The sequence below is a fragment of the Natribaculum luteum genome, from assembly GCF_023008545.1.
Taxonomy (GTDB): Archaea; Halobacteriota; Halobacteria; order Halobacteriales; family Natrialbaceae; genus Natribaculum; species Natribaculum luteum.
The window spans coordinates 226,123-244,825 of record NZ_CP095397.1 but is presented as its reverse complement, the minus strand read 5'-3'; the positions used below and the strand labels follow the sequence as shown (position 1 = coordinate 244,825).

Here is an 18,703-nt window from a genome sequence, read left to right as displayed (position 1 = left end):
CTGCGGAAACGAGGGACAGCAGCCCGTATCAGCCGGTCGTCGGCTCGAGCGCGACGAACTCGAGGCCGTGCTCTGCGAGCAACCGCTCCGCGCGGTCGGTCACGGACGGTGCGACCAGAATTCCACGGATGGCGGCGTCGGCGTGCAAGTCCCGCTCGAGCGCGTCGACGTACCGCCGAAGCTGGGAGACGGCGTCGGGGCCGACCCGGCGGCGCTTGAGTTCGACGACGACCGTCTTGCCGTCGCCGTCCTCGCCGTAGACGTCGACCGCACCCGCCGGCGTGTCGCGCTCGGTCGCCAGCGGGGTGAATCCGGGCTCGAGCAGGTCGGGATCCTCGAGGATCCGCTGGCGGAGGTCTTCCTCGGTGCCGACGATCGCGAGGTCCTCGGGATCGGACATGTCGAACGTCGACACCTGGAACAGCCGTTCGAACGTGATCGACAGCCGCTCGTCGGGGGTCGAACGCAGGCTCCGGAGACGGAGCTTGCCGTCCTCGAGGAGCACTTCGTGCTCACAGCCGGGCGGCTGCCAGTTGACCGGCTGCTGGCCCTCGTCGGTGTGGACCATCGCCGCGCCGTCGGGTTTGAGCACGACGAGGCGGTCGCCCGCCTCGAGGCGACTCGATGCGCGGCCGTCGTAGTCGACGGTACAGCGACCGACGACGGTCACGAGCGCTTCCCTGGCGATCCCGTCGGCGATCGTCTCGTGGGCTACCTCCGGCGTCGGCTCCCGGTGGGTCACCGTCCGGGACTCCTGCTCGCGTACGTTCACTGCACCCTGGTAGTCGCTCTGCGAGTAAAAACGACGCGACCTGCGGGCGCAACCCGCGGCTCGGTCGGCTGGGGCCCGGCTATCGCCGCGTGGGATCGACCGCGAACGGGCTGTCCCGCTCGGTCCACGGCCAGCCGGGGATCCGCTCCTGGAAGCCTGCCGCGAGCGCCGCCTCGAGGTCGTCGACGCCCGCGTTCTCCTCGCTCGAGCCGTGGACGTGGACGTCCGCGTAGTGGAAGGTCGCCTCGCCGAGGGTCCGCAGGGGCTGGGTGCCGGCGATCGTCGCCGCGAGTTCTCGGCCCAGAATTTCGTCGACGATGAAGCCCGGATAGTCCCCGTCGACGTCCAGATCGCGCAAGGTCGCGACCATCGCGGCGACGTTGACCGCGAGGTCGCCGTCGGCGAAGACGGCGTCGACTTCCTCCAGGTACTGCGCTTCGGTGACGTGTGTGACGTCTGTGTCGAACGTCGCTCCGAGGTCGTCCCGGACGTCGTTTACGATCGGGACGACGGTGTCCGCGCGATCGGCTACCCAGTCGCGTTCCTCGGCGACGCGGTCCGGTGTGAGTCGCATACGATCCGTTTGTGGCGGTCGCCCCTCACTTTTGCGAAGGCTTTTATATCACGCAAGGAATAGCCTCGGGTAAGCGGGTTCTCCCTGGAATCTCCCCGCACGGACCAGGACACGACCTGGGCGCGTGCTCGTCACAGCACGGACTACTGTCACACGATGATCCGGGACGAGAGACGATACATGGCACAGACTACGTGGCCCTCGCTGGGTGGCGTGATTCGACAGCCCCGTCTCTCCGTCGCCGTTCCCGGACGCGTCGACCGTACCCGTGACGCCTGCTGGACGTCCGGCACGCCCGTCCGAAAGCGGGTCCACGCGAGTGAACTCTTGCGAACATGAGCACTGTAGAGCAGCAACTCGACGAACTGAAAGCAGAGATCACAGGCGAGCTGCCGAGTCACATCTCGGTCTCGTCAGTGAAGTACGAAGGGCCAGAACTGGTGGTCTACACGCGCGATCCGAAGGAGTTCGCCCAGCAGGGCGACCTCGTCCGGAAACTCGCGAGTAAACTCCGGAAGCGGATCACCGTCCGCCCGGATCCGAGCGTCCTCTCGCGGCCCGACGAGGCACGCGAGGAGATCATGAACGTCATCCCCGAGGAGGCCGGCGTCACGGACCTCGACTTCCACGCCGACACCGGCGAGGTCGTCATCGAGGCCGAAAAGCCCGGCATGGTGATCGGCCGCCACGGCTCGACGCTGCGCGAGATCACGAAGAACGTCGGCTGGACGCCGGAAGTCGTCCGGACGCCGCCGATCGAGTCGTCGACCGTCTCGAACGTCCGAAACTTCCTCAAACAGGAGCGAGACGACCGCCGGGACATCTTAGAGCGGGTCGGCCGACAGATTCACCGCGAGGAGATGTCCGACGACGAGTACGTCCGCATCTCCACGCTGGGCTGCTGTCGCGAGGTCGGGCGGGCCTCCTTTATTCTCTCGACGCCCGAAACGCGGGTACTGATCGACTGTGGTGACAAGCCAGGTGCCGAGGGCGAGGTGCCGTACCTCCACGTCCCCGAAGCACTCGGCGCGGGCGCACAGAACATCGACGCGGTCGTCCTCACCCACGCCCACCTCGACCACTCCGCGCTCATTCCGCTTTTGTTTAAGTACGGCTACGACGGCCCGATCTACTGTACCGAGCCGACGCGGGATCTGATGGGACTGCTGACGCTCGACTACCTGGACGTCGCCGCGAAAGAAGGGCGAACCCCGCCGTACGAGTCGGAGATGGTCCGCGAGGCGATCAAACACACCATCCCGCTCGAGTACGGCGACGTCACGGACATCGCGCCGGACGTCAAACTCACCTTCCACAACGCAGGCCACATCCTCGGATCCGCGGTGAGCCACTTCCACATCGGCGACGGCCTGTACAACGTCGCTTTCTCCGGTGACATCCACTACGAGGACACGCGCCTGTTCAACGGCGCGACCAACGACTTCCCGCGGGTGGAGACGCTCGTGATGGAGTCGACCTACGGCGGTCGCAACGACTACCAGACCGACCAGGAAGACTCCGAGCGCAAACTCAAGGAGGTCATCAACGAGACCGCAGACCGCGGCGGAAAGATCCTCATCCCCGCGTTCGCCGTCGGCCGCTCCCAGGAGATCATGCTCGTCCTGGAGGAGGCGATGCGCGAGGGCGATATTCCGTCGATGCCTGTCCACTTAGACGGGATGATCTGGGAGGCGACGGCGATCCACACCACGTATCCAGAGTACCTCCGGGACGACCTGCGCGACCGCATCTTCCACGAGAACGAGAACCCCTTCCTCGCCGAGGAGTTCAACCACATCGACGGCGGTGAGGAGGAACGCCAGGACGTCGCCGACGGCGACTCCTGTATCATCCTCTCGACCTCGGGGATGGTCACTGGCGGCCCGATCATGTCCTGGCTGGGCCACATCGGTCCCGACCCGGACTCGACGCTCGTCTTCGTCGGCTACCAGGCACAGGGTACCCTCGGTCGACGCATCCAGAACGGCTGGGACGAAATCCCCACCAGCGAAGTCGGTGCCATGGGCAACGGCGGCGGCCGCGGTACCCTCTCGCTGAACATGGACGTCGAAACCGTCGACGGCTTCTCCGGCCACGCCGACCGCGCCGGCCTCGAGAACTTCGTCCGGACGATGAACCCCCGCCCCGAGAAAGTCCTCTGTGTCCACGGCGACGAACGCTCCACGCAGGATCTGTCCTCGGCGCTGTACCACGAGTTCAACATGCGGACGTTCGCGCCGAAGAACCTCGAGACGTTCCGGTTCCTGTAGTCTCCCCACCGTTCTCTCGCAGACACTCGTTTCGACCGAACGCCGTGTCGAAGCCGTTAGGACCGTCCGAGCCGGACCGTCGACCGATGAGCCAACACGCCGTCTCGCTCGCTGTCGTCGCCATGCTCGGCTGGGGCCTCTGGACCGTCCTCGCGAACGAGGCGACGCGAACGCTCGAGCCCGAACTCGCGATGATCCTCTCGTACACCGCGGGCGTCGTCGTCGCCGTCGGCTACGTCGCCGTCCAGAGCGATCCGATCGCTCTCGAGCGAACGGGCGTCACGTACGCCCTCGCGGCGGGCGTGTTCGCCGGGATCGCCGCAGTCGCGTTCTACGCCGGCCTCTCTGCCGGCCACGTGGGTATCGTCACGACGATCTCGGCGCTGTACTTCCTCGTCCCGGCCGTCCTCGGCGTCCTCGTCCTCGGCGAGTCGCTGGCACTCAAAGACGCCCTCGGCATCGCGTGTGCCGCCCTGGCGGTCCTCCTGCTCGCGAACTGATACGGACTTCTGTAAGTCATTTCCGGCGCACTCGCGACCTGCTACGCGGGTGCACCGGTACACAGTTACGAAGACCGTATGACTCTCGACCCCGAACGGATCGTCGACGCCCGGCCGATTCCGCACTCCGTACATTGATTGCGTCCCGTTACGATGGCGACGACATGGAGAAAGTGACCGTCGACGACGTCGTGCCGGACGACTCGAGCGGCGGGGGCGTCCGCCGCGGGCTGTCCGACCCGCTCGAGACGGCCGTCGTGGCGATCAACCACTATCGGCTCGCCCCCGGCGAGGGGTTTCCCGGCGGGCTCCACGCCCACGCCGACCAGGAGGAGGTGTTTCTCGTCCTCGAGGGGGCGGCGACGTTCGAGACGATGGACGGCGAGGTTACCGTCGGCGCGGGGGAGGCGATCCGATTCGCTCCCGGCGAGTTCCAGTCGGGCACGAACGACTCCGACGAGGACCTCGTGGCGGTCGCGCTCGGCGCGCCTCGCGACACCGAGGACACGCGAGTCCCCGTCGACTGCCTCGAGTGTGGCCACGACGACCTGCGTCTGGACGCAGGCGAGGATGGGCTGTCGTTCGTCTGCCCGGACTGTGCCGCCGAGTACGTCCCGCGGGACTGTCCCGAGTGCGGACACGACGACCTGCGTTTCACGCTCGCGGAGAACGAGACGCGACCGGTCGTCGTCTGCCAGGGCTGTGGGAGCGAATTCGACCGTCCGCCGCTTCGAGACTGACGGCGCTGTCGAATATCGCTACATCGTCGCCGAGTGACGCCCGTTCGCCGGCCGTCACTGCTCGCCTGCCGCCGCGACTTCCGAGGGATCGACGACGTCGCCGGACTCGAGGTCGACGCCCACCCTGTCACAGAGGTCGAACAACGGGCACGCGTCCGGGTCCTCGAGACAGGCCGGTTTCCGCGCCGAACAGTACTCGCGGCCGAACTGGATCGTCGCGGTGTGACCGAACCCACACTTCTCGGCGGGGACCTCGCGCTCGAGTATCTCGCGGACCGCTTCGTGGTCGGCGTCGGGCGGCGCGATACCCAGTCGGCGATAGATGCGGTGGACGTGCGTGTCGACGGGGAAGACGCCCGACCGGCCACCCGAGAACAGCAGGACGCAGTCGGCCGTCTTGGGACCGACGCCGCGGACCTCGAGCAGCGTCTCCCTGACCGCCGCCGGCGCGTCCTCGGTGACGAATGCGTCGAAGGCGGCGGCCGAGCCGAACTCCTCGAGCACCCACTCGGCGGCCCGCTGGATCGCTTTCGACTTCTGGTTGTACAGACCGGCGGCGCTTATGGTCTCGGCGAGTTCGTCCCGGTCGGCGGCGGCGAGCGACTCGGCGAGGTCCACGTCGGGACCGTCGTAGCGCTCGCGTAACGCGTCGTGGGCGGGTTGACTCGCCACGTCGCTCGTGTTCTGGCTCAGGATGGTCCGGACGAGACAGACGAACGCGTCCTGTTCGTCGCCGACCTGCTCCCAGAAGATCGACTCGTCGTCGGCGATCGTGACGGCGTTCTGTCCGCCGTCGATGTTGTGCTCGGGAAAGCCACGATCGCCGTAGAGACGGGCGAGGCGATTCACGACCGCTTCCGCGCGAGAGTCGGTGGCCATCCGTACGTTCGCTCGTCGGTCCGGCGAACTAACGGTTGTGATACGTCGCCGAGCAATCACCACGTTCTTTCGCCCTCGGGTGGCACGTAGAGACGATGGCGAAGCGATCTGCAAAAGACGTCGATCCAACCGACGCCGAACACCGCGAGGTCGGCAGCGGACTGCTCGAGGAGGAGATGGGGCCGAGTTCGTCGCTGGCACACCTCTATCGCGGCGAGGTCCACCGGATGCAGGTCTGGCGGGAACGGCTCGACCAGACGACGAACTGGGCGGTGATCGTCATGAGCGCGATCCTCACGTGGGCGTTCTCGAGTCGGAACAACCCACACTACATCATCCTGCTCGGGACGACGGCGCTCGTCGCGTTCCTGTTCATCGAGGCCCGCCGCTACCGCGGCTACGACCTCTGGCGGGGACGGGTCCGTACGTTCCAGAAGAACGTCTTCGCGTACGGCCTCGACGCCTCCGATGGCCTCGTGGATCCGGAGTGGCGCAGGAAACTCGGCCAGGACTACCGCAGGCCGGTGATCAAGATCTCCGTCGAGGAGTCGATCGCACACCGACTCCGACGGATCTACCTGTTTCTGTTCACCGTGATGCTCGGTTCCTGGGGGATCCGCGTCGTCGCGTTCGCGTCCCAGCCGTGGCCGGAGAGTGCGGCGATCGGCCCGATTTCGGGACTGATCGTGACCGGCGGCGTCGTGGCGCTGTACCTCGTCGCCGTCGTCATCGCCGTCCGCCCTCGCACGTGGCAGGCAGAAGACGAACTACACGAGCAGGCGGTCGGCAGCCACCGGTGACGACCACGCTCGACCGTCACTCGACGGTGAGCGTCACGGTCGCCTCGGCACCGTCGGCGAGCGCCGCGACGAGGTCGCGGTCGAACCCGACCGCGGCGAACGCGGCGTCGACCATGATCGTCCGGTCGTCGACGTAGCTGCTCGTCCGGCCGACCGCGCTTCGCTCGTTCGTGAACTCGAGGTCGGGATCGCCACGTCCGACAACGGTCTCCGCGTGGCCGTCGGCTTCGATGGTGAACGTGATCGTCGCCTCTGGGTCCTGGCAGGCCGCGACGAACGCGGGATCGAAGTCCGCGGGGGCGCGGTCGGCCTCGATCGCGAGAATGCAGTCGCCGGCCGGCGTGAGGTAGTCGTCGGTCGTCACTTCGAACGTGCTCGCGTGTTCGGCCCGGACGTTCTCGTGGCCGCGGGCGTGGATGACTTCCTCGAGTGGCATACCTCGACGAGCGACCTTCGATCGGAAAACGGAATCGAATCGCCCTAGACGAGGCTCGCGCCGTCGAACTCGCCGCGGCTGAACTCGACGTCCATCAACTCGAGGATGGTCGGCGCGATGTCGTAGAGGTCGGCGTCACCGATCGAGGCGTCGGGGTCGTCGATGAACAGGGCGGTGTCGTCGAAGCTGTGCATGCCGTTTCGCGGACCGGTGTCGAACACCTCCTCGCCGCCTTTGAACCCGGCCTTGAAGTCGAACCCGTGTGCCGGGATAGCGACGAGGTCTGGGGCGATCTCGTCGTGGTCGCCGCGGAAGGCGTCCTCGTGTTCGACGACGCGCTCGACGACCTGCTGGCCGTCCGGCCCCTCGAGGTTCTCGAGCATCTCCTTGAGCTCGTCGCGAACCTCGTCGTACTCCTCTTCCGGCACGGAGCCGCGGGGTTCCCTTCCCTCGAGGTTGATGTAGAATCGGCCGGGGATGAACGAGTACGCGCGCGTCTCGTCTGCGATGTCGTCGAGTTCCTCGGGGTCGTCGGTGTCGAACGAGAGCCACCCCTGTTCCTGGAGCCACGCGTTGAAATGGACCTCGTAGTCGAGGCTGGTGAAGCCGTGGTCCGAGGCGACGATCAGGGTCGCGTCGTCGGGCAGCGACTCGCGGAGCTGGCCGACGTAGTCGTCGAGTTTGCGGTAGAACTCGAGGAACTCCTCTCTGTACTCGCCGTCGCGTTCGTAGTCTTTGAACAGGAAGTGGTTGACCCGGTCGGTGGTCATGAAGACGCCGAAAAAGAGGTCCCAGTCGTCCTGTTCGATGTAGTGGGAGAACGCCTCGAAGCGGGCGTCGATGGTCTCGTGGGCGTCCTCGATGAACGCCGTCTTGTCCTCCTCGTGGCCGAGTTTCGGATCCACGTCGATCCGATAGTCGATGGACTCGAGGTAGTCGCGGACGTCGTCGGGGAACGCCGCCTTCTCGAGGTCAGGCGAGAGAAAGCCCGAGACCATCCGCTGGACGTTGCGCTGTGGCGGGAACGTGACCGGGACGTTCATCACGGTCGCGTTGCGCCCGTCGTCGGTGACGCGATCCCAGAGGCGCGGTGCCTGTACCTCACGTCCCATCGGAACGTAGGTGTCGTAGGTGCCGACCTCGCGGTCCTGGAAGCCGTAGACGCCGGTCTCGCCGGGATTCATTCCCGTCGTCAGCGAGGGCCAGCAGGCACTCGACTCCGGCGGCACGATACTCGAGATCTCGCTTGCAGTTCCTTCGTCGGCGAGTGCCGCGAAGTTCGGGAACTCCTCGGGATTGTCCGCGAGGAGACTGTACGGCACGCCGTCGATTCCGATAAAGGCGACGCGGGGGTTCCCATCACCCCGAAGTCGGTCGAATAGACCCATGAGGGGGCGTAGTTCGAGGGGATACAAGAAGGTTCGTCTCTAGACACTGTTTTCGAGAATTTACGACGCGACGACGTCGACGCGTCGCTCGCCTCGAGCGGGGACGAGCGGATGGAGGGCGACTCGAGCGAGGGCGGCCGTCCACGACCGTGGCCGGCCGTCGGCGAACGGCCGCGATCAGTCCCGATCCCGGCGGTTGCCCGGTGCGTCGGGGTCGAAGTTCACCGGGACGACGGTCGGATGCGCCATGCCAGTACCGGACTCGGGGGCGTCCGTGGCTGGCTTCGCGGGCGGGTTCTTCGTTGCCATAACAGGTGTATATCGTCCCTCACGGACAATAAAATTACTCATGCTCATAACTCATCGCCGAATGGGGGCGCATAACTCGCGTGAATCCGAATCACCACGGCGGCACAGAATGGACCGAACGACGGCCAACTGCCGTCGTCGGCGTATACTGCCGGACAACACGGTTCAGCCATCGATCGCACTCGAGACGCTGTCGTCAGCGACGACAGCCGTCGAGACGCGATCGAGTAGTCACTGACTGTTGTCCGGTAGTATTACTGGAAGTTCTCCTCGTAGAGGTCCTGTGCGTGCTCGATCGCGTCGTAGGCGGCCTGCCTGTCCTCCCAGCCGAGGGTCTCGACTTCCTTGCCCTCCTCCAGGTTCTTGTAGGTCGCGAAGAACTCGTCAATTTCGTCTTTGAGCTGCTGGGGGATGTCCTCCAGATCCTCGATGTGGTCGTACCGGGGATCCTCGGTGGGGACGGCGATGACCTTGTCGTCCTGTTCGCCGTCGTCGTCCATCTTCATCAGCGCGACCGGGCGTGCCTCGACGACACAGCCGGGGAACGTCTGGTCTTCGACGAGCACGAGCACGTCGAAGGGGTCCTCGTCGTCGTAGTACGACTGCGGGATGAAACCGTAGTCGCTCGGGTAGTGGACGTTGCTGTGGAGCACGCGGTCCAGGACGACGCCCGGAACGTCCTTGTCGTACTCGTACTTGTTGCGCTCGCCTTTGAGACACTCCACGACGGCGTAGATCTCTTCTGGCGGGTTCGGTCCAGTCTCGAGGTCTTCCCAGAGATTCACCATACGTTTTCGACTCTGCGGTCGATCAAAAAGTACTTTCGTAATCGAGTTTCAAATAGATCTGACGGCTACCTGGCGTCTGACCGACAGTGGTAACGGGCAACTCGTCGGTCTCGGTCACGGTACGTCGACTCGGATCGAGCGCTGACGATCGATCTGAACGGAAGAATAGTTGGGAAGTCTTAAATAGTCAGGTGACATTTACGAAACTATGTCAGAGGCACAATCAATCACCGGCAGCAAGGGCATCGCACGCGAACTCACCGCGTTCCAGAACAACATTCTCGTCATCCTCGCCAAAGAGCCGATGTACGGGCTGGCCATCAAGCGGGAGCTCGAGGACTACTACGGAACCGAAGTGAACCACGGTCGACTCTACCCGAACCTCGACGAACTCGTCGACCTCGGACTCGTCGAAAAGAGCGAACTCGACAAACGCACCAACCAGTACTCGCTGACCGACGACGGCTACGAGGCCGTCCTCGACGGTATCCAGTGGACGTTCTCGAAGGTCGTCACGGGCGACGACCGCGCCGAGGAGATCCACGACCTCGTCGACGAGAGCTACAGTAACGACTGAAACGAGTAGTCCGTCTCAGCCGTTGCGGTACTGAACACCGAATTCGGGCACCGGTTCGTCGGCCGTCTCGAACACGAGTCTGATCGACTCGTCGACCACGGCTCGCTGTTTCTCGGACGGCCACGCGTTTCTCACGAAGTACTCGGTGAGAAACTCCGTTATCTCGTCGGCCGTCGCCGACGCGATCGGGCGAGCGTAGTGGTTGCCCATGAAGTCCGCGAGCGCGGCGGCGTTGTCGCCGTGGACGTCGCCGTGTTCCTCGCGAACCGCTTCGACGAGCCGACGGTTCTCGGCGTCGAGTTCGCTCCAGTCGTCGGGATCTCCCGTCCCCTCGAGTGGGATCTCGACCGCACGCGAGACGTCCTCGATGCGGTCCGTGCGGATCGTGCCGTCCTCGAGCCACTCCGCTGGGTGGAGCACGAGCACGTCGCCGTCCTCGTCCTCGCGGATTCGAGACGTGAATTCGTGTGCTCCGAGGATTTCCGCCCGCTTTTCCCGGTGGGCGTCTCGCTCGTTCTCGTCGACGGCGGTTCTCGCCAGTCGCGTGAGCCGTTCGGCCTCGTCGACGGTCTCTTCCGGGAGTTCGTCCTCCCCGGCGTCGTCGGATCGATCGTTTGCAGCGTCGCTCATGTCGTTTGGGGGTCGTCTAGGCGTCGTCGTCGTTTCTCAGTGTCGGTTCGACGTTCTCATAACGATAGCTGTGAGTCTGTACCGCCGCAACCGCGAACCGTCTTGTGGTTGCGTCGGTAACCAGTCACAGCCATCATTATCACTGGCCGTCGAGCGCCTCGTTCGCGAGCCCGTCCGCGCGGTCGTTGATCTCCCGCGGAACGTGCTCGATCGTCCACTCGTCGAACGACGAGAGGATCTCGAGGGCGCTGACGCGTTTCTCCCGCAGCTTCGGGTCGTTGGTGTCGTACTCGCCGCGAACCTGCTTGACGATCAACTCGGAGTCGCCCCGGACGTGGACCTCGTCGTAGCCGTACGCCCGTGCGGCCTCGAGTGCCGCCAGCAGCGCCTCGTACTCGGCCTGGTTGTTCGTCGCGCGGCCGATTCGCTCGCTCTCCTCGGCGACGATGCCGTCTCCGGTGACGATCACCCAGCCGATGGCGGCGGGACCGGGGTTACCGCGGGCGGCGCCGTCGAAGTAGACGTGCGCGCGACCGCCGTCCTCCTGGAGGATCGCCTCGATATCGCGCGGACTCTCGCCCTGGATCACCACCTTGTCGTCGTAGGCGACTGCCGTCGCGCCGCCGTGGTGCGCGCGAAAGCGCTCGTGTTCCGTATTGCCCGGTTCGACCGTTACGCCCGCGTCCTCGAGGCGTTTCCGTGCCTTCTCGACGTCACATTCGATGACCGGCATCCGTCGCTGTGGTCGCCACAAACCGGCTAAAACCTTTCCGGTTTCGGTCCAGAATCGACGGCGAGGCCGGTCTTAACCTCTGGTTTTCGCCGGAATTGTCCAAACTGTAGAAAATCCTTCCCAAGGATTTATATACACTCGTGATACTACTATAAAAGTGCGATGACACGGTCCACCCGCCAGCGGGAGCGAGCGCGCGAGATGGACGAGGTCGAGGAGGAGGAAGAAGGGGTACGTGCCTGCCCCGAATGCGACTCCGAGAACCTCGTTAAGGACTCCGACCGGGGTGAGCTCATCTGTGAAGACTGTGGGCTCGTCGTGGAAGAAGAAAAGATCGACCCCGGGCCGGAATGGCGGGCGTTCAACCACCAGGAACGGCAAGAGAAGTCGCGCGTCGGCGCCCCGACGACACAGACGATGCACGACAAGGGGCTGACGACGACCATCGACTGGAAGGATAAAGACGCCTACGGGCGGTCGATTTCCTCGAAGAAACGCAGTCAGATGCACCGGCTGCGCAAGTGGCAAGAACGCATCCGAACCAAAGACGCAGGCGAGCGAAATCTCCAGTTCGCGCTTTCCGAAATCGATCGGATGGCCTCCGCACTGGGTGTCCCGCGGTCGGTTCGCGAGGTCGCGTCGGTGATCTATCGACGCGCGCTCAAAGAAGACCTGATCCGCGGGCGATCGATCGAAGGCGTCGCGACGTCGGCGCTGTACGCCGCCTGTCGGAAGGAAGGCATCCCGCGTAGCCTCGAGGAGATCTCCGAGGTGTCTCGCGTCGAACGTAAAGAGATCGGTCGAACGTATCGGTACATCTCGCAGGAACTCGGCCTCGAGATGAAACCCGTCGACCCGAAAAAGTACGTCCCGCGCTTCTGTTCTGAACTCGAACTTTCCGAAGAGGTCCAGACCAAGGCCAACGAGATAATCGAGAAGACAGCCGAGGAAGGGTTGCTGTCCGGCAAATCGCCGACGGGGTACGCTGCCGCCGCGATATACGCCGCGTCCCTCCTTTGCAACGAGAAGAAGACCCAGCGGGAGGTCGCAGACGTCGCGCAGGTGACGGAAGTGACGATCCGCAATCGGTACCAGGAACAGATCGAAGCGATGGGAATCCACGGCTAACTGCCGTCCGCGGAATTTTTTCGCGCCAGCGATCGCCGGGAAGCAGCCGCTCGCGTTCTCGACGCCGTCGGCGTCGACCGTCAGTCGTCGGCCGTCGTCGGCGCTCCGAACAGCGTCTTCCGGGCGACCGTCTCCGGTTCGTCGGCGAGGAATCGCAGCAGGACGAACGCGAAGACGAACTTCGCGCCGACGTCGAGGAGGCTGTACAGCCAGGAGGTGATCGCGAGTCCGGTGGTGCCGGTACCGAGGAGGGCGAGCCCCTCCGTGCCGAGCGCCCAGACGATCGGATAGCCAAACCACAGTACGACCGTCAACAGCTTTAGCGTGTTGAACAGGTTCTGTACGTCCGGCTCCTGCGCGCGCACGTCTCTGGGCCACTCGACCAGCAGGACGTAGACGACCACGAGGAAAAACGCCGAACTGATCCCGAACCACGCCCAGCGCATCCAGACCGCTTGCGTCGTCAGCGCCGCCGCCAGGCCCGTCACGCACATGCCGATGTCGAAAACGATCGCCGTGAACAGTTTCGTCGCGTTCGACCCCGCGAGCAGCCCCAGCGCCAGCAAGATCAGTGGCGTCGAGAACGTCCACGTCAGGTATCGACCCCACATCGTGACCGTCTCGCCGCGACCCGCGATCTCGACGACGCCGATCGTCAGCCCGGACGCGAGCCCGAAGTAACTCGAGATCGACACTGCCGGAACGCCGATCGTCGCCGCGAAGATCAGCGCGATTCGCGGGTCGGAAACGTTGCGACCCATGTAGACGAACAGCACCGTTGCAGCCCCCATCAGCGCGATCATAAACCAGAGCGAACTCGCCATCAGCGGCTCGGAGAGGGCGTCTTCGACTGCCGGTTCGAGCGTCAGTGGAACGAGTGTCGTCATGAGCGACTAGTGTTGGCTCGTCAACCCAATCAGGTCGGAGCCATACCAGTTAGGGTCTCCTCTCGACGTCGTACTGACAGACCTGCATCGCAGGGCGGGCCGTCATACCGATGGCTGTGAGTCTGTACCGCCGCAACCGCGAATCATCGTGCAGTTGCGTCGGCACCCAGTCACAGCCACCATTATCAGCCGTTCCCCAGCAGACCCTCACGCAGATCGAGCCAGGTGACAAAGAGCACGTGTGGAAGCGTCAACACGGCGACGAAGACGAGATAGAGCGCCAGGAGGTCTTCGGTGGCACCGGACGCGTTCGGGACGAGCGCGTAGAGGACGACCGCGAGGACGAGCGAGAGCGCGGTCAACGGCGCGGCGTCGCGCGCGAATCGGCCGAGCACCGCCACCGATCGGCCCTCCTCGAGTGCGACGACCGATCGCTCCTCGAGCAGGAGGTATCGCACGATGTGGCGCAGCGAGTGCCACGCACAGAAGTAGACGCCGATCGCGAGCAACGGCGGGACCGTCGCGAAAAACGCCACCAGAAGCAGCGTCTCGCCTGCGTCGACGAGCCAGGTCTCGCGGTCTTCCCGTCCGACGCCGGAGACCAGCGAGAGGACGACGAGCGTACCGAAGCCGACGCCGAGGACGGTGCGAAACTCGGCGGAGAACAGCCCCTCGAGCGTCGCGACTGCGCCCGGGTCGAAGAGAGAGACGAGCCAGCCGGCGACGAGCCGGTACTGGTCGGGAAAGGCGAGCAGGGGGACGATCATCGGGATGCCGCCGCGAACGACGAGCGTCTCGACTACGGCGCGTCTCGAACGACGGGTCGCGCCGACGAGCCGGAAACGCGGGTGGAGCTCCCCCTGCCCCCAGTGGAACCAGGTCAGGAGGATGAAGAAGGCGAACGCAAGCGCGGGCTCGAGAAACCACGCGACTGCGTAGGTACCCCCTGCGAGGAGGTAGACGCCGCCGACGGTCGCCGCCGTCTCGATCGAGAACGGCCTGTCGGTCGATTGCGGCACGACGAGGTGGTCGACCGCCCCGTGGGGTAGCCCGAGAACGAGCACGCTGAGCGCGAGCGGAACGAGCTGGTAGGACAGCGGAATCGTCTCGACTGCGAGGACGACGACGAGCGTCGCGGCGAGTGCCACCCAGCCCGGAAGGAGGGCCAGCCGACGGGCGTTGCTCCGGGCCTCGGACGACACTGGGGTCGGAGACGAGGTGTACGTCGTCATCTTTCCGGTTCCCGCCGTTCGAGGAGATCAGCCAGCGTCGGTGAGCCTGCCTCGGTTACGACCGTTCGCGCGTCGCTTCGCTCCAGTCGGTCGAGCAGCCACCGGTAGAGCACGAGGCCCTGGACGACGAAGACGTTGGTAACGAGAAAGAAGACCGCCTCTTCGACGGGCAGGCCGGCGAGGGTGAAGCCGGTCGTGTACGTACTCGAGATGACCCAGATGCCGAGGTCGATCGCGATCCAGTCGACGATCCACAGGTACAGCGTCGGGACGAGGACGCCGGCAGCGACGACGCGCCGCGTCCGCCAGAGGTAGGGCCAGCCGAAGGCCCACTGGATCGCCAGAACGGGTCCGGCCCACAGCAACGTCGCGCCGAGGTACAGCGTCGAACTCGAGGCGAGTACGAGCGCGGCACCGACGACCGTGACGAGGAGGCCAGCCGCCAGGCCGACCAGCCGGGTTCGGACCGGCAGTCGCAACGGCACCGACTCGACCGAGACGAACTGGTAGAGCCAGAGCGCGGTCAGCGCCGGCTGGAACACGAAGAACAGGTACTCCTCGAGGGGTGCGTGCCACAGCGTCAGCGCTACCGCGCCGTCGCCGTACCACCAGACGCCACGGTCGATGAGTGCGTTGTCCCACGGAGTCGTGTACACCACCGCCAGGGTGCTCATGATGCCGATTCCGGCGACCGCACGCCGGTTCCACCACGCCCGCTCGCGACGCATTGCTGCGACGAACAGGGCCACGACCGGCGGGAGGACGAACAGCGCGTGGAACTCGAGGTAGGTCAGCGGAACCGTCATCGTCACATCCGAGCGGCCGTTGCGTTCGTCAGCACGGATCTGCTGCCTGCCGTGCGGTTTCTCCCTCCATCCGTCTGCGCGACGGTCTTCGGGTTCCGGTCCGATCCGGCGATGCCGACCGAGCGTCGAGACCGCGGGTCGGCGACTCGAGACCGCTTCGCCGGTCCGACGGCACCGCTCGTCACTGCCGCCGGCGGCCAGCGTCCCGTCGGGATGTCCATACCCCCGGTACGGCGCGGATCGACGAACAGGCGGGGCCATACTGGTTAGGGTCAACGTGGAATCACGAACGGGGCTCGGCGCGGACACTCAACATTCAAACCCGCGCCGGCCGTACCCCGAGTCGAATGCGCCTCGACGAGTACATCGAGGACCTGGAACCCGACGAGGAGGCCGAACGCCGCCGACTCGCCAGGGAGAAGTCCTACGCGATCACGGACCACATCGCGGAGTTCGAGCAGCGGTTCGACGACGCGCTGAGTGGCGACACTCTCGTCGGCTCGACCGCACCGTCGATCTTCGTCGGGCGCTCGAACTACCCGGACATCCCCGTCGGTTTGCTCTCGCCCGTCGGCGACGAGGGTGCAGCCGAGGAGTACGTCACCGACGACAGCTGGTACCGACAGGGGTACGCCATCGACGACGTTCTCCAGCGTCGGACGGGGTTGCTCAACTCGAGCAAGCGCGCGAACGTCGACTCGCCGGGGATCGCCAGCCGGCTCGCACCGTCCGTGGCCGACGTCTGGGACGGCTTCGTCGGCGTCCAGCGCGAGGTGGCGATCGCCGACCGTCCGGTCGACCTCGAGATCGGGCTCGACGGGAAACCCGACCTCGGCCTCGACGCGGGGACGGACGTGGCGACCCCGCGCGGTCCGCGTGCGACCGCCCGCTCTGCGGACCTCACGGAGAACCCCCACGTGCCACGGCCGGTGAAGAAGACCCTGGAGGACGACGACTGGCAGGCCCAGGGGGCGATGACGTATCTCTACCGGCGCGGCTTCGACGTCTACGAGATCGACTCGATCCTCTCGGCGGGCGCGCTCGGGCAGGCCGAGAATCGCCGACTCGTCCCCACGCGGTGGTCGATCACCGCAGTCGACGACACCGTCGGTCAGTTCCTCCGCGGGCGGATCAAGAACGCCCCGAGCATCGACGAGGTGCAGGTCTGGGAGAACGAGTACGTCGGCAACCGCTACTGGATCGTCCTCGCGCCCGGCACGTGGGAGTTCGAACTCGTCGAGATGAAAGCGCCCGGCAGCATCTGGAATCCCGACCCCCACGACGACGTCTGGATGGCGAGCGCCGCCGAGGGCTACGAGGGCCGCTCGGGGTACGTCGAGGAGACCGCGGGCGCCTACTACGCCGCTCGACTCGCCGTCTTAGAGCACCTCGAGTCGATCGGCCGGCAGGCGAAGTGTCTGGTCTTGCGGGAGGTCAGCGACGACTACTGGGCCCCCGTCGGCGTCTGGCAGGTCCGCGAGAGCGTTCGCAACGCCTTCGAGGGGGAGTACGGCGCGGCCGAGACGTTCCACGACGCCGTCGCGGCGGTCGCCACGCAGTTGCCGATCTCACACGCCCGACTCCGCCGGAAGTCCGAACTCGCGGCCGGGTTGCAGTCGAACCTCTCCGCGTTCGGGACGAACTGACGGGACTCGAGTGGCACGCCAACGAACCGGACTCGACGTCCTCTCATACGGACCGCTGTAAGCCCTTACCGCAGCGACTGCGTCCGGTTGAGGACCGTCACGCTCGATTTGAAGATCCCGAGCAGGACCGGCCCGAGCACCACGCCCATGATTCCCAGCGTGTAGATACCGCCGAGCGCGCCGACGAGGACGGCGGCGGGGTGGAGACTCGCGTCCCCGTCGACGAGTCGCCTCCGGAAGACGACGTCGACCGTCGACAGCACGACGACGCCGTAGCCGGCCAGGATCGCCGCCGCGAGTGTCGCGTCGCTACCGTACAGGTACAGCGCCGCCGGTCCCCAGACGACCCAGACGCCGACGATCGGCAGGATCGAGGCGACCGTCATGACGACGGTCCAGAACACCGCGTTCGGAAGCCCGACGGCGACGAAGGCGGCGCCACCGAGGACGCCCTGGACGATCGCGACGAGCAGGTGACTCCGTACGACGGCCTGCGTCGTCCCGTGTGTCTCGGCTAACAGTTGCTCCTGGAGGCGATCCTCGAGCGGCGCGATCTGGCGGATCCAGGCGAGAAATCGCTTTCCGTCGACGAGCAGGTAGTACAGCACGAATGCGAGGACGATCGCGCCAAACGTCGTCCGGACGGTCGTCGCGAGGAGGGCGACGCCCTCCGTCGTGGCCGTCTCGAGCGACCTGTAGACGGCCTCCTCGAGGAGCTTCGCCTCGATGTCGTCGACGGCGGATGGATCGAGGCCGACGCCGTCGATCAAGACGGTCCTGGTCGCGTCGACCGTCGCCACCACGTCGTCGCGACCGAACGAGCGCAGAAACGACGTGACCGTCTCTACGACGACCAGCGAGACGACGAGGGCGGGGACGACGACGGCGATGAACGCGACCGTCGTGAGCACGGTCGCGGACGCGTGGGGGCCGACGACGCGAGCCAGTCGCTCGTGGGCGGGATGGAGGAGATACGAGAGCAACGCGGCCATCAGCACGTACTGCAGGAAGGGAACGATCAGCAGGAATCCGACGACGGCGAGGACGGTGAGGAGGGCGGCGAAGAGCCCGGTCCGGGCGTTCATGCCTGTTCATCTCGTCTGTACTACATAAAACTTGACAGCATTCGTGGTATTCGAGGCCACGAGGCGGGCCGAGTTACAAGTTCTCGAAGGCCAGATCGACCATCTCGCCCGTTTCGTCGACGATCGCCTGCCACTCTTCGTCGTCGGGAGCGATCCCGAGGAGGTGGCCGATTTTCATAATCGAGACGTGGTAGACGACCTGTCGGCCCGGCGTCTTCTCCCAGACGACGACGCCGCAGGGAAAGAGACCGCCCATCTCCATCGCTGCGTCGAGGACGCGGTCGGCGATCGCCGGGTTGCACGCCCCGAGGACGTAGTACGGAGCGCGGTCGGCGTCGACCTTCTCGTTGAGCAGTTCCGAGGGGGAGAACTCGACGGGAACGCCGAACCCCGCGTCGGTGAACACCTCGCGGACGTGTTCAACCGCCTCGTCGTGGTCCATCTCGAGGACGGTTCGCATCTCGCCGTACGCTTCCGGATCGATTGTCGTCGGGTCGACTGGAAGACTCACGACGGTCGATTC

General features: G+C 65.5%; 22 protein-coding genes. 8 read left to right on the top strand and 14 right to left on the bottom strand.

Annotated features, from left to right (window positions below; all coding sequences use genetic code 11):
* Positions 1 to 28: 28 nt before the first annotated feature.
* Both nucS and MU558_RS01345 read right to left on the bottom strand, forming a co-directional pair.
* Positions 29 to 772 carry an endonuclease NucS gene (gene nucS, locus MU558_RS01350; RefSeq protein WP_377070309.1) on the bottom strand — a complete coding sequence of 248 codons (744 nt, stop codon included), beginning with the start codon at positions 770 to 772 and terminating at the stop codon, positions 29 to 31.
* 79 nt (positions 773 to 851) lie between these two features.
* Complete coding sequence (locus MU558_RS01345) at positions 852 to 1,346, bottom strand: DUF7984 family protein (RefSeq protein WP_246971306.1); 495 nt, start codon at positions 1,344 to 1,346, stop codon at positions 852 to 854.
* Between the two features lie 180 nt (positions 1,347 to 1,526).
* Here MU558_RS01345 and MU558_RS01340 point away from each other — a divergent pair, with 180 nt between their 5' ends.
* The 4 genes from MU558_RS01340 (at position 1,527) to MU558_RS01325 (ending at position 4,856) form a co-directional block, all read left to right on the top strand.
* Positions 1,527 to 1,685 carry a hypothetical protein gene (locus tag MU558_RS01340; RefSeq protein WP_246971305.1) on the top strand — a complete coding sequence of 53 codons (159 nt, stop codon included), beginning with the start codon at positions 1,527 to 1,529 and terminating at the stop codon, positions 1,683 to 1,685.
* A complete protein-coding gene (locus MU558_RS01335; protein ID WP_246971304.1) occupies positions 1,682 to 3,616 on the top strand; it encodes a beta-CASP ribonuclease aCPSF1 in 1,935 nt (644 codons plus the stop codon). The genes MU558_RS01340 and MU558_RS01335 overlap by 4 nt, the downstream gene beginning before the upstream one ends.
* A gap of 86 nt (positions 3,617 to 3,702) precedes the next feature.
* Complete coding sequence (locus MU558_RS01330; protein WP_246971303.1) at positions 3,703 to 4,116, top strand: EamA family transporter; 414 nt, start codon at positions 3,703 to 3,705, stop codon at positions 4,114 to 4,116.
* A 164-nt stretch (positions 4,117 to 4,280) separates the two neighbouring features.
* Positions 4,281 to 4,856 carry a cupin domain-containing protein gene (locus tag MU558_RS01325; RefSeq protein WP_246971302.1) on the top strand — a complete coding sequence of 192 codons (576 nt, stop codon included), beginning with the start codon at positions 4,281 to 4,283 and terminating at the stop codon, positions 4,854 to 4,856.
* A gap of 54 nt (positions 4,857 to 4,910) precedes the next feature.
* Here MU558_RS01325 and MU558_RS01320 read toward each other — a convergent pair whose 3' ends face one another.
* On the bottom strand, positions 4,911 to 5,735 hold the full coding sequence (locus MU558_RS01320) for an endonuclease III domain-containing protein (RefSeq protein WP_246971301.1): 825 nt from the start codon (positions 5,733 to 5,735) through the stop codon (positions 4,911 to 4,913).
* 95 nt (positions 5,736 to 5,830) lie between these two features.
* Here MU558_RS01320 and MU558_RS01315 point away from each other — a divergent pair, with 95 nt between their 5' ends.
* Positions 5,831 to 6,535 (top strand): DUF2270 domain-containing protein, encoded by a 705-nt coding sequence (locus tag MU558_RS01315; RefSeq protein WP_246971300.1) that lies wholly within the window; start codon positions 5,831 to 5,833, stop codon positions 6,533 to 6,535.
* Between the two features lie 16 nt (positions 6,536 to 6,551).
* Here MU558_RS01315 and MU558_RS01310 read toward each other — a convergent pair whose 3' ends face one another.
* The 4 genes from MU558_RS01310 to MU558_RS01300 all read right to left on the bottom strand — a co-directional run bounded on the left by MU558_RS01310 (position 6,552) and on the right by MU558_RS01300 (position 9,456).
* Positions 6,552 to 6,971, bottom strand: a complete 420-nt coding sequence (locus tag MU558_RS01310) for a DUF371 domain-containing protein (protein ID WP_246971299.1) — start codon at positions 6,969 to 6,971, stop codon at positions 6,552 to 6,554.
* Positions 6,972 to 7,015: 44 nt separating this feature from the next.
* Positions 7,016 to 8,359 carry an alkaline phosphatase family protein gene (locus MU558_RS01305; protein WP_246971297.1) on the bottom strand — a complete coding sequence of 448 codons (1,344 nt, stop codon included), beginning with the start codon at positions 8,357 to 8,359 and terminating at the stop codon, positions 7,016 to 7,018.
* 177 nt (positions 8,360 to 8,536) lie between these two features.
* Positions 8,537 to 8,668, bottom strand: coding sequence for a hypothetical protein (locus MU558_RS23095; RefSeq protein ID WP_265781525.1), 132 nt, complete (start codon positions 8,666 to 8,668; stop codon positions 8,537 to 8,539).
* A gap of 254 nt (positions 8,669 to 8,922) precedes the next feature.
* Positions 8,923 to 9,456, bottom strand: coding sequence for an inorganic diphosphatase (locus tag MU558_RS01300; protein ID WP_246971295.1), 534 nt, complete (start codon positions 9,454 to 9,456; stop codon positions 8,923 to 8,925).
* 208 nt (positions 9,457 to 9,664) lie between these two features.
* Here MU558_RS01300 and MU558_RS01295 point away from each other — a divergent pair, with 208 nt between their 5' ends.
* Complete coding sequence (locus tag MU558_RS01295; RefSeq protein ID WP_246971293.1) at positions 9,665 to 10,033, top strand: PadR family transcriptional regulator; 369 nt, start codon at positions 9,665 to 9,667, stop codon at positions 10,031 to 10,033.
* Positions 10,034 to 10,048: 15 nt separating this feature from the next.
* On the opposite strand, the gene MU558_RS01290 is transcribed toward MU558_RS01295, so the two are convergent.
* Positions 10,049 to 10,663, bottom strand: a complete 615-nt coding sequence (locus MU558_RS01290) for a DUF7108 family protein (RefSeq protein WP_246971290.1) — start codon at positions 10,661 to 10,663, stop codon at positions 10,049 to 10,051.
* A gap of 139 nt (positions 10,664 to 10,802) precedes the next feature.
* The gene (rnhA, locus tag MU558_RS01285) at positions 10,803 to 11,396 is read right to left on the bottom strand and encodes a ribonuclease HI (RefSeq protein WP_246971288.1); all 594 of its coding nucleotides are present in this window, start codon (positions 11,394 to 11,396) and stop codon (positions 10,803 to 10,805) included.
* Between the two features lie 162 nt (positions 11,397 to 11,558).
* Between rnhA and MU558_RS01280 the strand changes: the two genes are divergently transcribed.
* Positions 11,559 to 12,524, top strand: a complete 966-nt coding sequence (locus tag MU558_RS01280; protein ID WP_246971286.1) for a transcription initiation factor IIB — start codon at positions 11,559 to 11,561, stop codon at positions 12,522 to 12,524.
* 80 nt (positions 12,525 to 12,604) lie between these two features.
* On the opposite strand, the gene MU558_RS01275 is transcribed toward MU558_RS01280, so the two are convergent.
* From MU558_RS01275 to MU558_RS01265, 3 genes are all read right to left on the bottom strand, one after another.
* Positions 12,605 to 13,393, bottom strand: coding sequence for a bacteriorhodopsin (locus tag MU558_RS01275; RefSeq protein ID WP_377070386.1), 789 nt, complete (start codon positions 13,391 to 13,393; stop codon positions 12,605 to 12,607).
* A 203-nt stretch (positions 13,394 to 13,596) separates the two neighbouring features.
* The gene (locus tag MU558_RS01270) at positions 13,597 to 14,643 is read right to left on the bottom strand and encodes a Brp/Blh family beta-carotene 15,15'-dioxygenase (RefSeq protein ID WP_246971282.1); all 1,047 of its coding nucleotides are present in this window, start codon (positions 14,641 to 14,643) and stop codon (positions 13,597 to 13,599) included.
* A complete protein-coding gene (locus tag MU558_RS01265) occupies positions 14,640 to 15,710 on the bottom strand; it encodes a lycopene cyclase domain-containing protein (RefSeq protein ID WP_322987027.1) in 1,071 nt (356 codons plus the stop codon). Before MU558_RS01265 ends, MU558_RS01270 begins: the two co-directional genes overlap by 4 nt.
* 86 nt (positions 15,711 to 15,796) lie before the next feature.
* On the opposite strand from MU558_RS01265, the gene nreA reads away from it, so the two are divergent.
* Positions 15,797 to 17,095 carry a DNA repair protein NreA gene (gene nreA / locus MU558_RS01260; protein WP_246971280.1) on the top strand — a complete coding sequence of 433 codons (1,299 nt, stop codon included), beginning with the start codon at positions 15,797 to 15,799 and terminating at the stop codon, positions 17,093 to 17,095.
* 65 nt (positions 17,096 to 17,160) lie between these two features.
* Here nreA and MU558_RS01255 read toward each other — a convergent pair whose 3' ends face one another.
* Together MU558_RS01255 and MU558_RS01250 are read right to left on the bottom strand one after the other, a co-directional pair.
* Positions 17,161 to 18,180, bottom strand: a complete 1,020-nt coding sequence (locus MU558_RS01255; RefSeq protein WP_246971278.1) for an AI-2E family transporter — start codon at positions 18,178 to 18,180, stop codon at positions 17,161 to 17,163.
* Positions 18,181 to 18,253: 73 nt separating this feature from the next.
* Positions 18,254 to 18,691, bottom strand: a complete 438-nt coding sequence (locus MU558_RS01250) for a DUF302 domain-containing protein (RefSeq protein ID WP_246971276.1) — start codon at positions 18,689 to 18,691, stop codon at positions 18,254 to 18,256.
* Positions 18,692 to 18,703 lie beyond the last annotated feature (12 nt).

Bases quoted from the DNA above. Each gene is read 5' to 3' on its own strand.
- MU558_RS01320 (WP_246971301.1), bottom strand. From the start codon at position 5,735: ATGGCCACCGACTCTCGCGCGGAAGCGGTCGTGAATCGCCTCGCCCGT.
- MU558_RS23095 (WP_265781525.1), bottom strand. From the start codon at position 8,668: ATGGCAACGAAGAACCCGCCCGCGAAGCCAGCCACGGACGCCCCCGAG.
- MU558_RS01325 (WP_246971302.1), top strand. From the start codon at position 4,281: ATGGAGAAAGTGACCGTCGACGACGTCGTGCCGGACGACTCGAGCGGC.
- MU558_RS01300 (WP_246971295.1), bottom strand. From the start codon at position 9,456: ATGGTGAATCTCTGGGAAGACCTCGAGACTGGACCGAACCCGCCAGAA.
- MU558_RS01270 (WP_246971282.1), bottom strand. From the start codon at position 14,643: ATGACGACGTACACCTCGTCTCCGACCCCAGTGTCGTCCGAGGCCCGG.
- MU558_RS01295 (WP_246971293.1), top strand. From the start codon at position 9,665: ATGTCAGAGGCACAATCAATCACCGGCAGCAAGGGCATCGCACGCGAA.
- MU558_RS01305 (WP_246971297.1), bottom strand. From the start codon at position 8,359: ATGGGTCTATTCGACCGACTTCGGGGTGATGGGAACCCCCGCGTCGCC.
- MU558_RS01280 (WP_246971286.1), top strand. From the start codon at position 11,559: ATGACACGGTCCACCCGCCAGCGGGAGCGAGCGCGCGAGATGGACGAG.
- MU558_RS01290 (WP_246971290.1), bottom strand. From the start codon at position 10,663: ATGAGCGACGCTGCAAACGATCGATCCGACGACGCCGGGGAGGACGAA.
- MU558_RS01340 (WP_246971305.1), top strand. From the start codon at position 1,527: ATGGCACAGACTACGTGGCCCTCGCTGGGTGGCGTGATTCGACAGCCC.
- MU558_RS01315 (WP_246971300.1), top strand. From the start codon at position 5,831: ATGGCGAAGCGATCTGCAAAAGACGTCGATCCAACCGACGCCGAACAC.
- MU558_RS01345 (WP_246971306.1), bottom strand. From the start codon at position 1,346: ATGCGACTCACACCGGACCGCGTCGCCGAGGAACGCGACTGGGTAGCC.
- MU558_RS01255 (WP_246971278.1), bottom strand. From the start codon at position 18,180: ATGAACGCCCGGACCGGGCTCTTCGCCGCCCTCCTCACCGTCCTCGCC.
- MU558_RS01330 (WP_246971303.1), top strand. From the start codon at position 3,703: ATGAGCCAACACGCCGTCTCGCTCGCTGTCGTCGCCATGCTCGGCTGG.
- nreA (WP_246971280.1), top strand. From the start codon at position 15,797: ATGCGCCTCGACGAGTACATCGAGGACCTGGAACCCGACGAGGAGGCC.
- MU558_RS01265 (WP_322987027.1), bottom strand. From the start codon at position 15,710: ATGGCCCCGCCTGTTCGTCGATCCGCGCCGTACCGGGGGTATGGACAT.
- MU558_RS01310 (WP_246971299.1), bottom strand. From the start codon at position 6,971: ATGCCACTCGAGGAAGTCATCCACGCCCGCGGCCACGAGAACGTCCGG.
- rnhA (WP_246971288.1), bottom strand. From the start codon at position 11,396: ATGCCGGTCATCGAATGTGACGTCGAGAAGGCACGGAAACGCCTCGAG.
- MU558_RS01335 (WP_246971304.1), top strand. From the start codon at position 1,682: ATGAGCACTGTAGAGCAGCAACTCGACGAACTGAAAGCAGAGATCACA.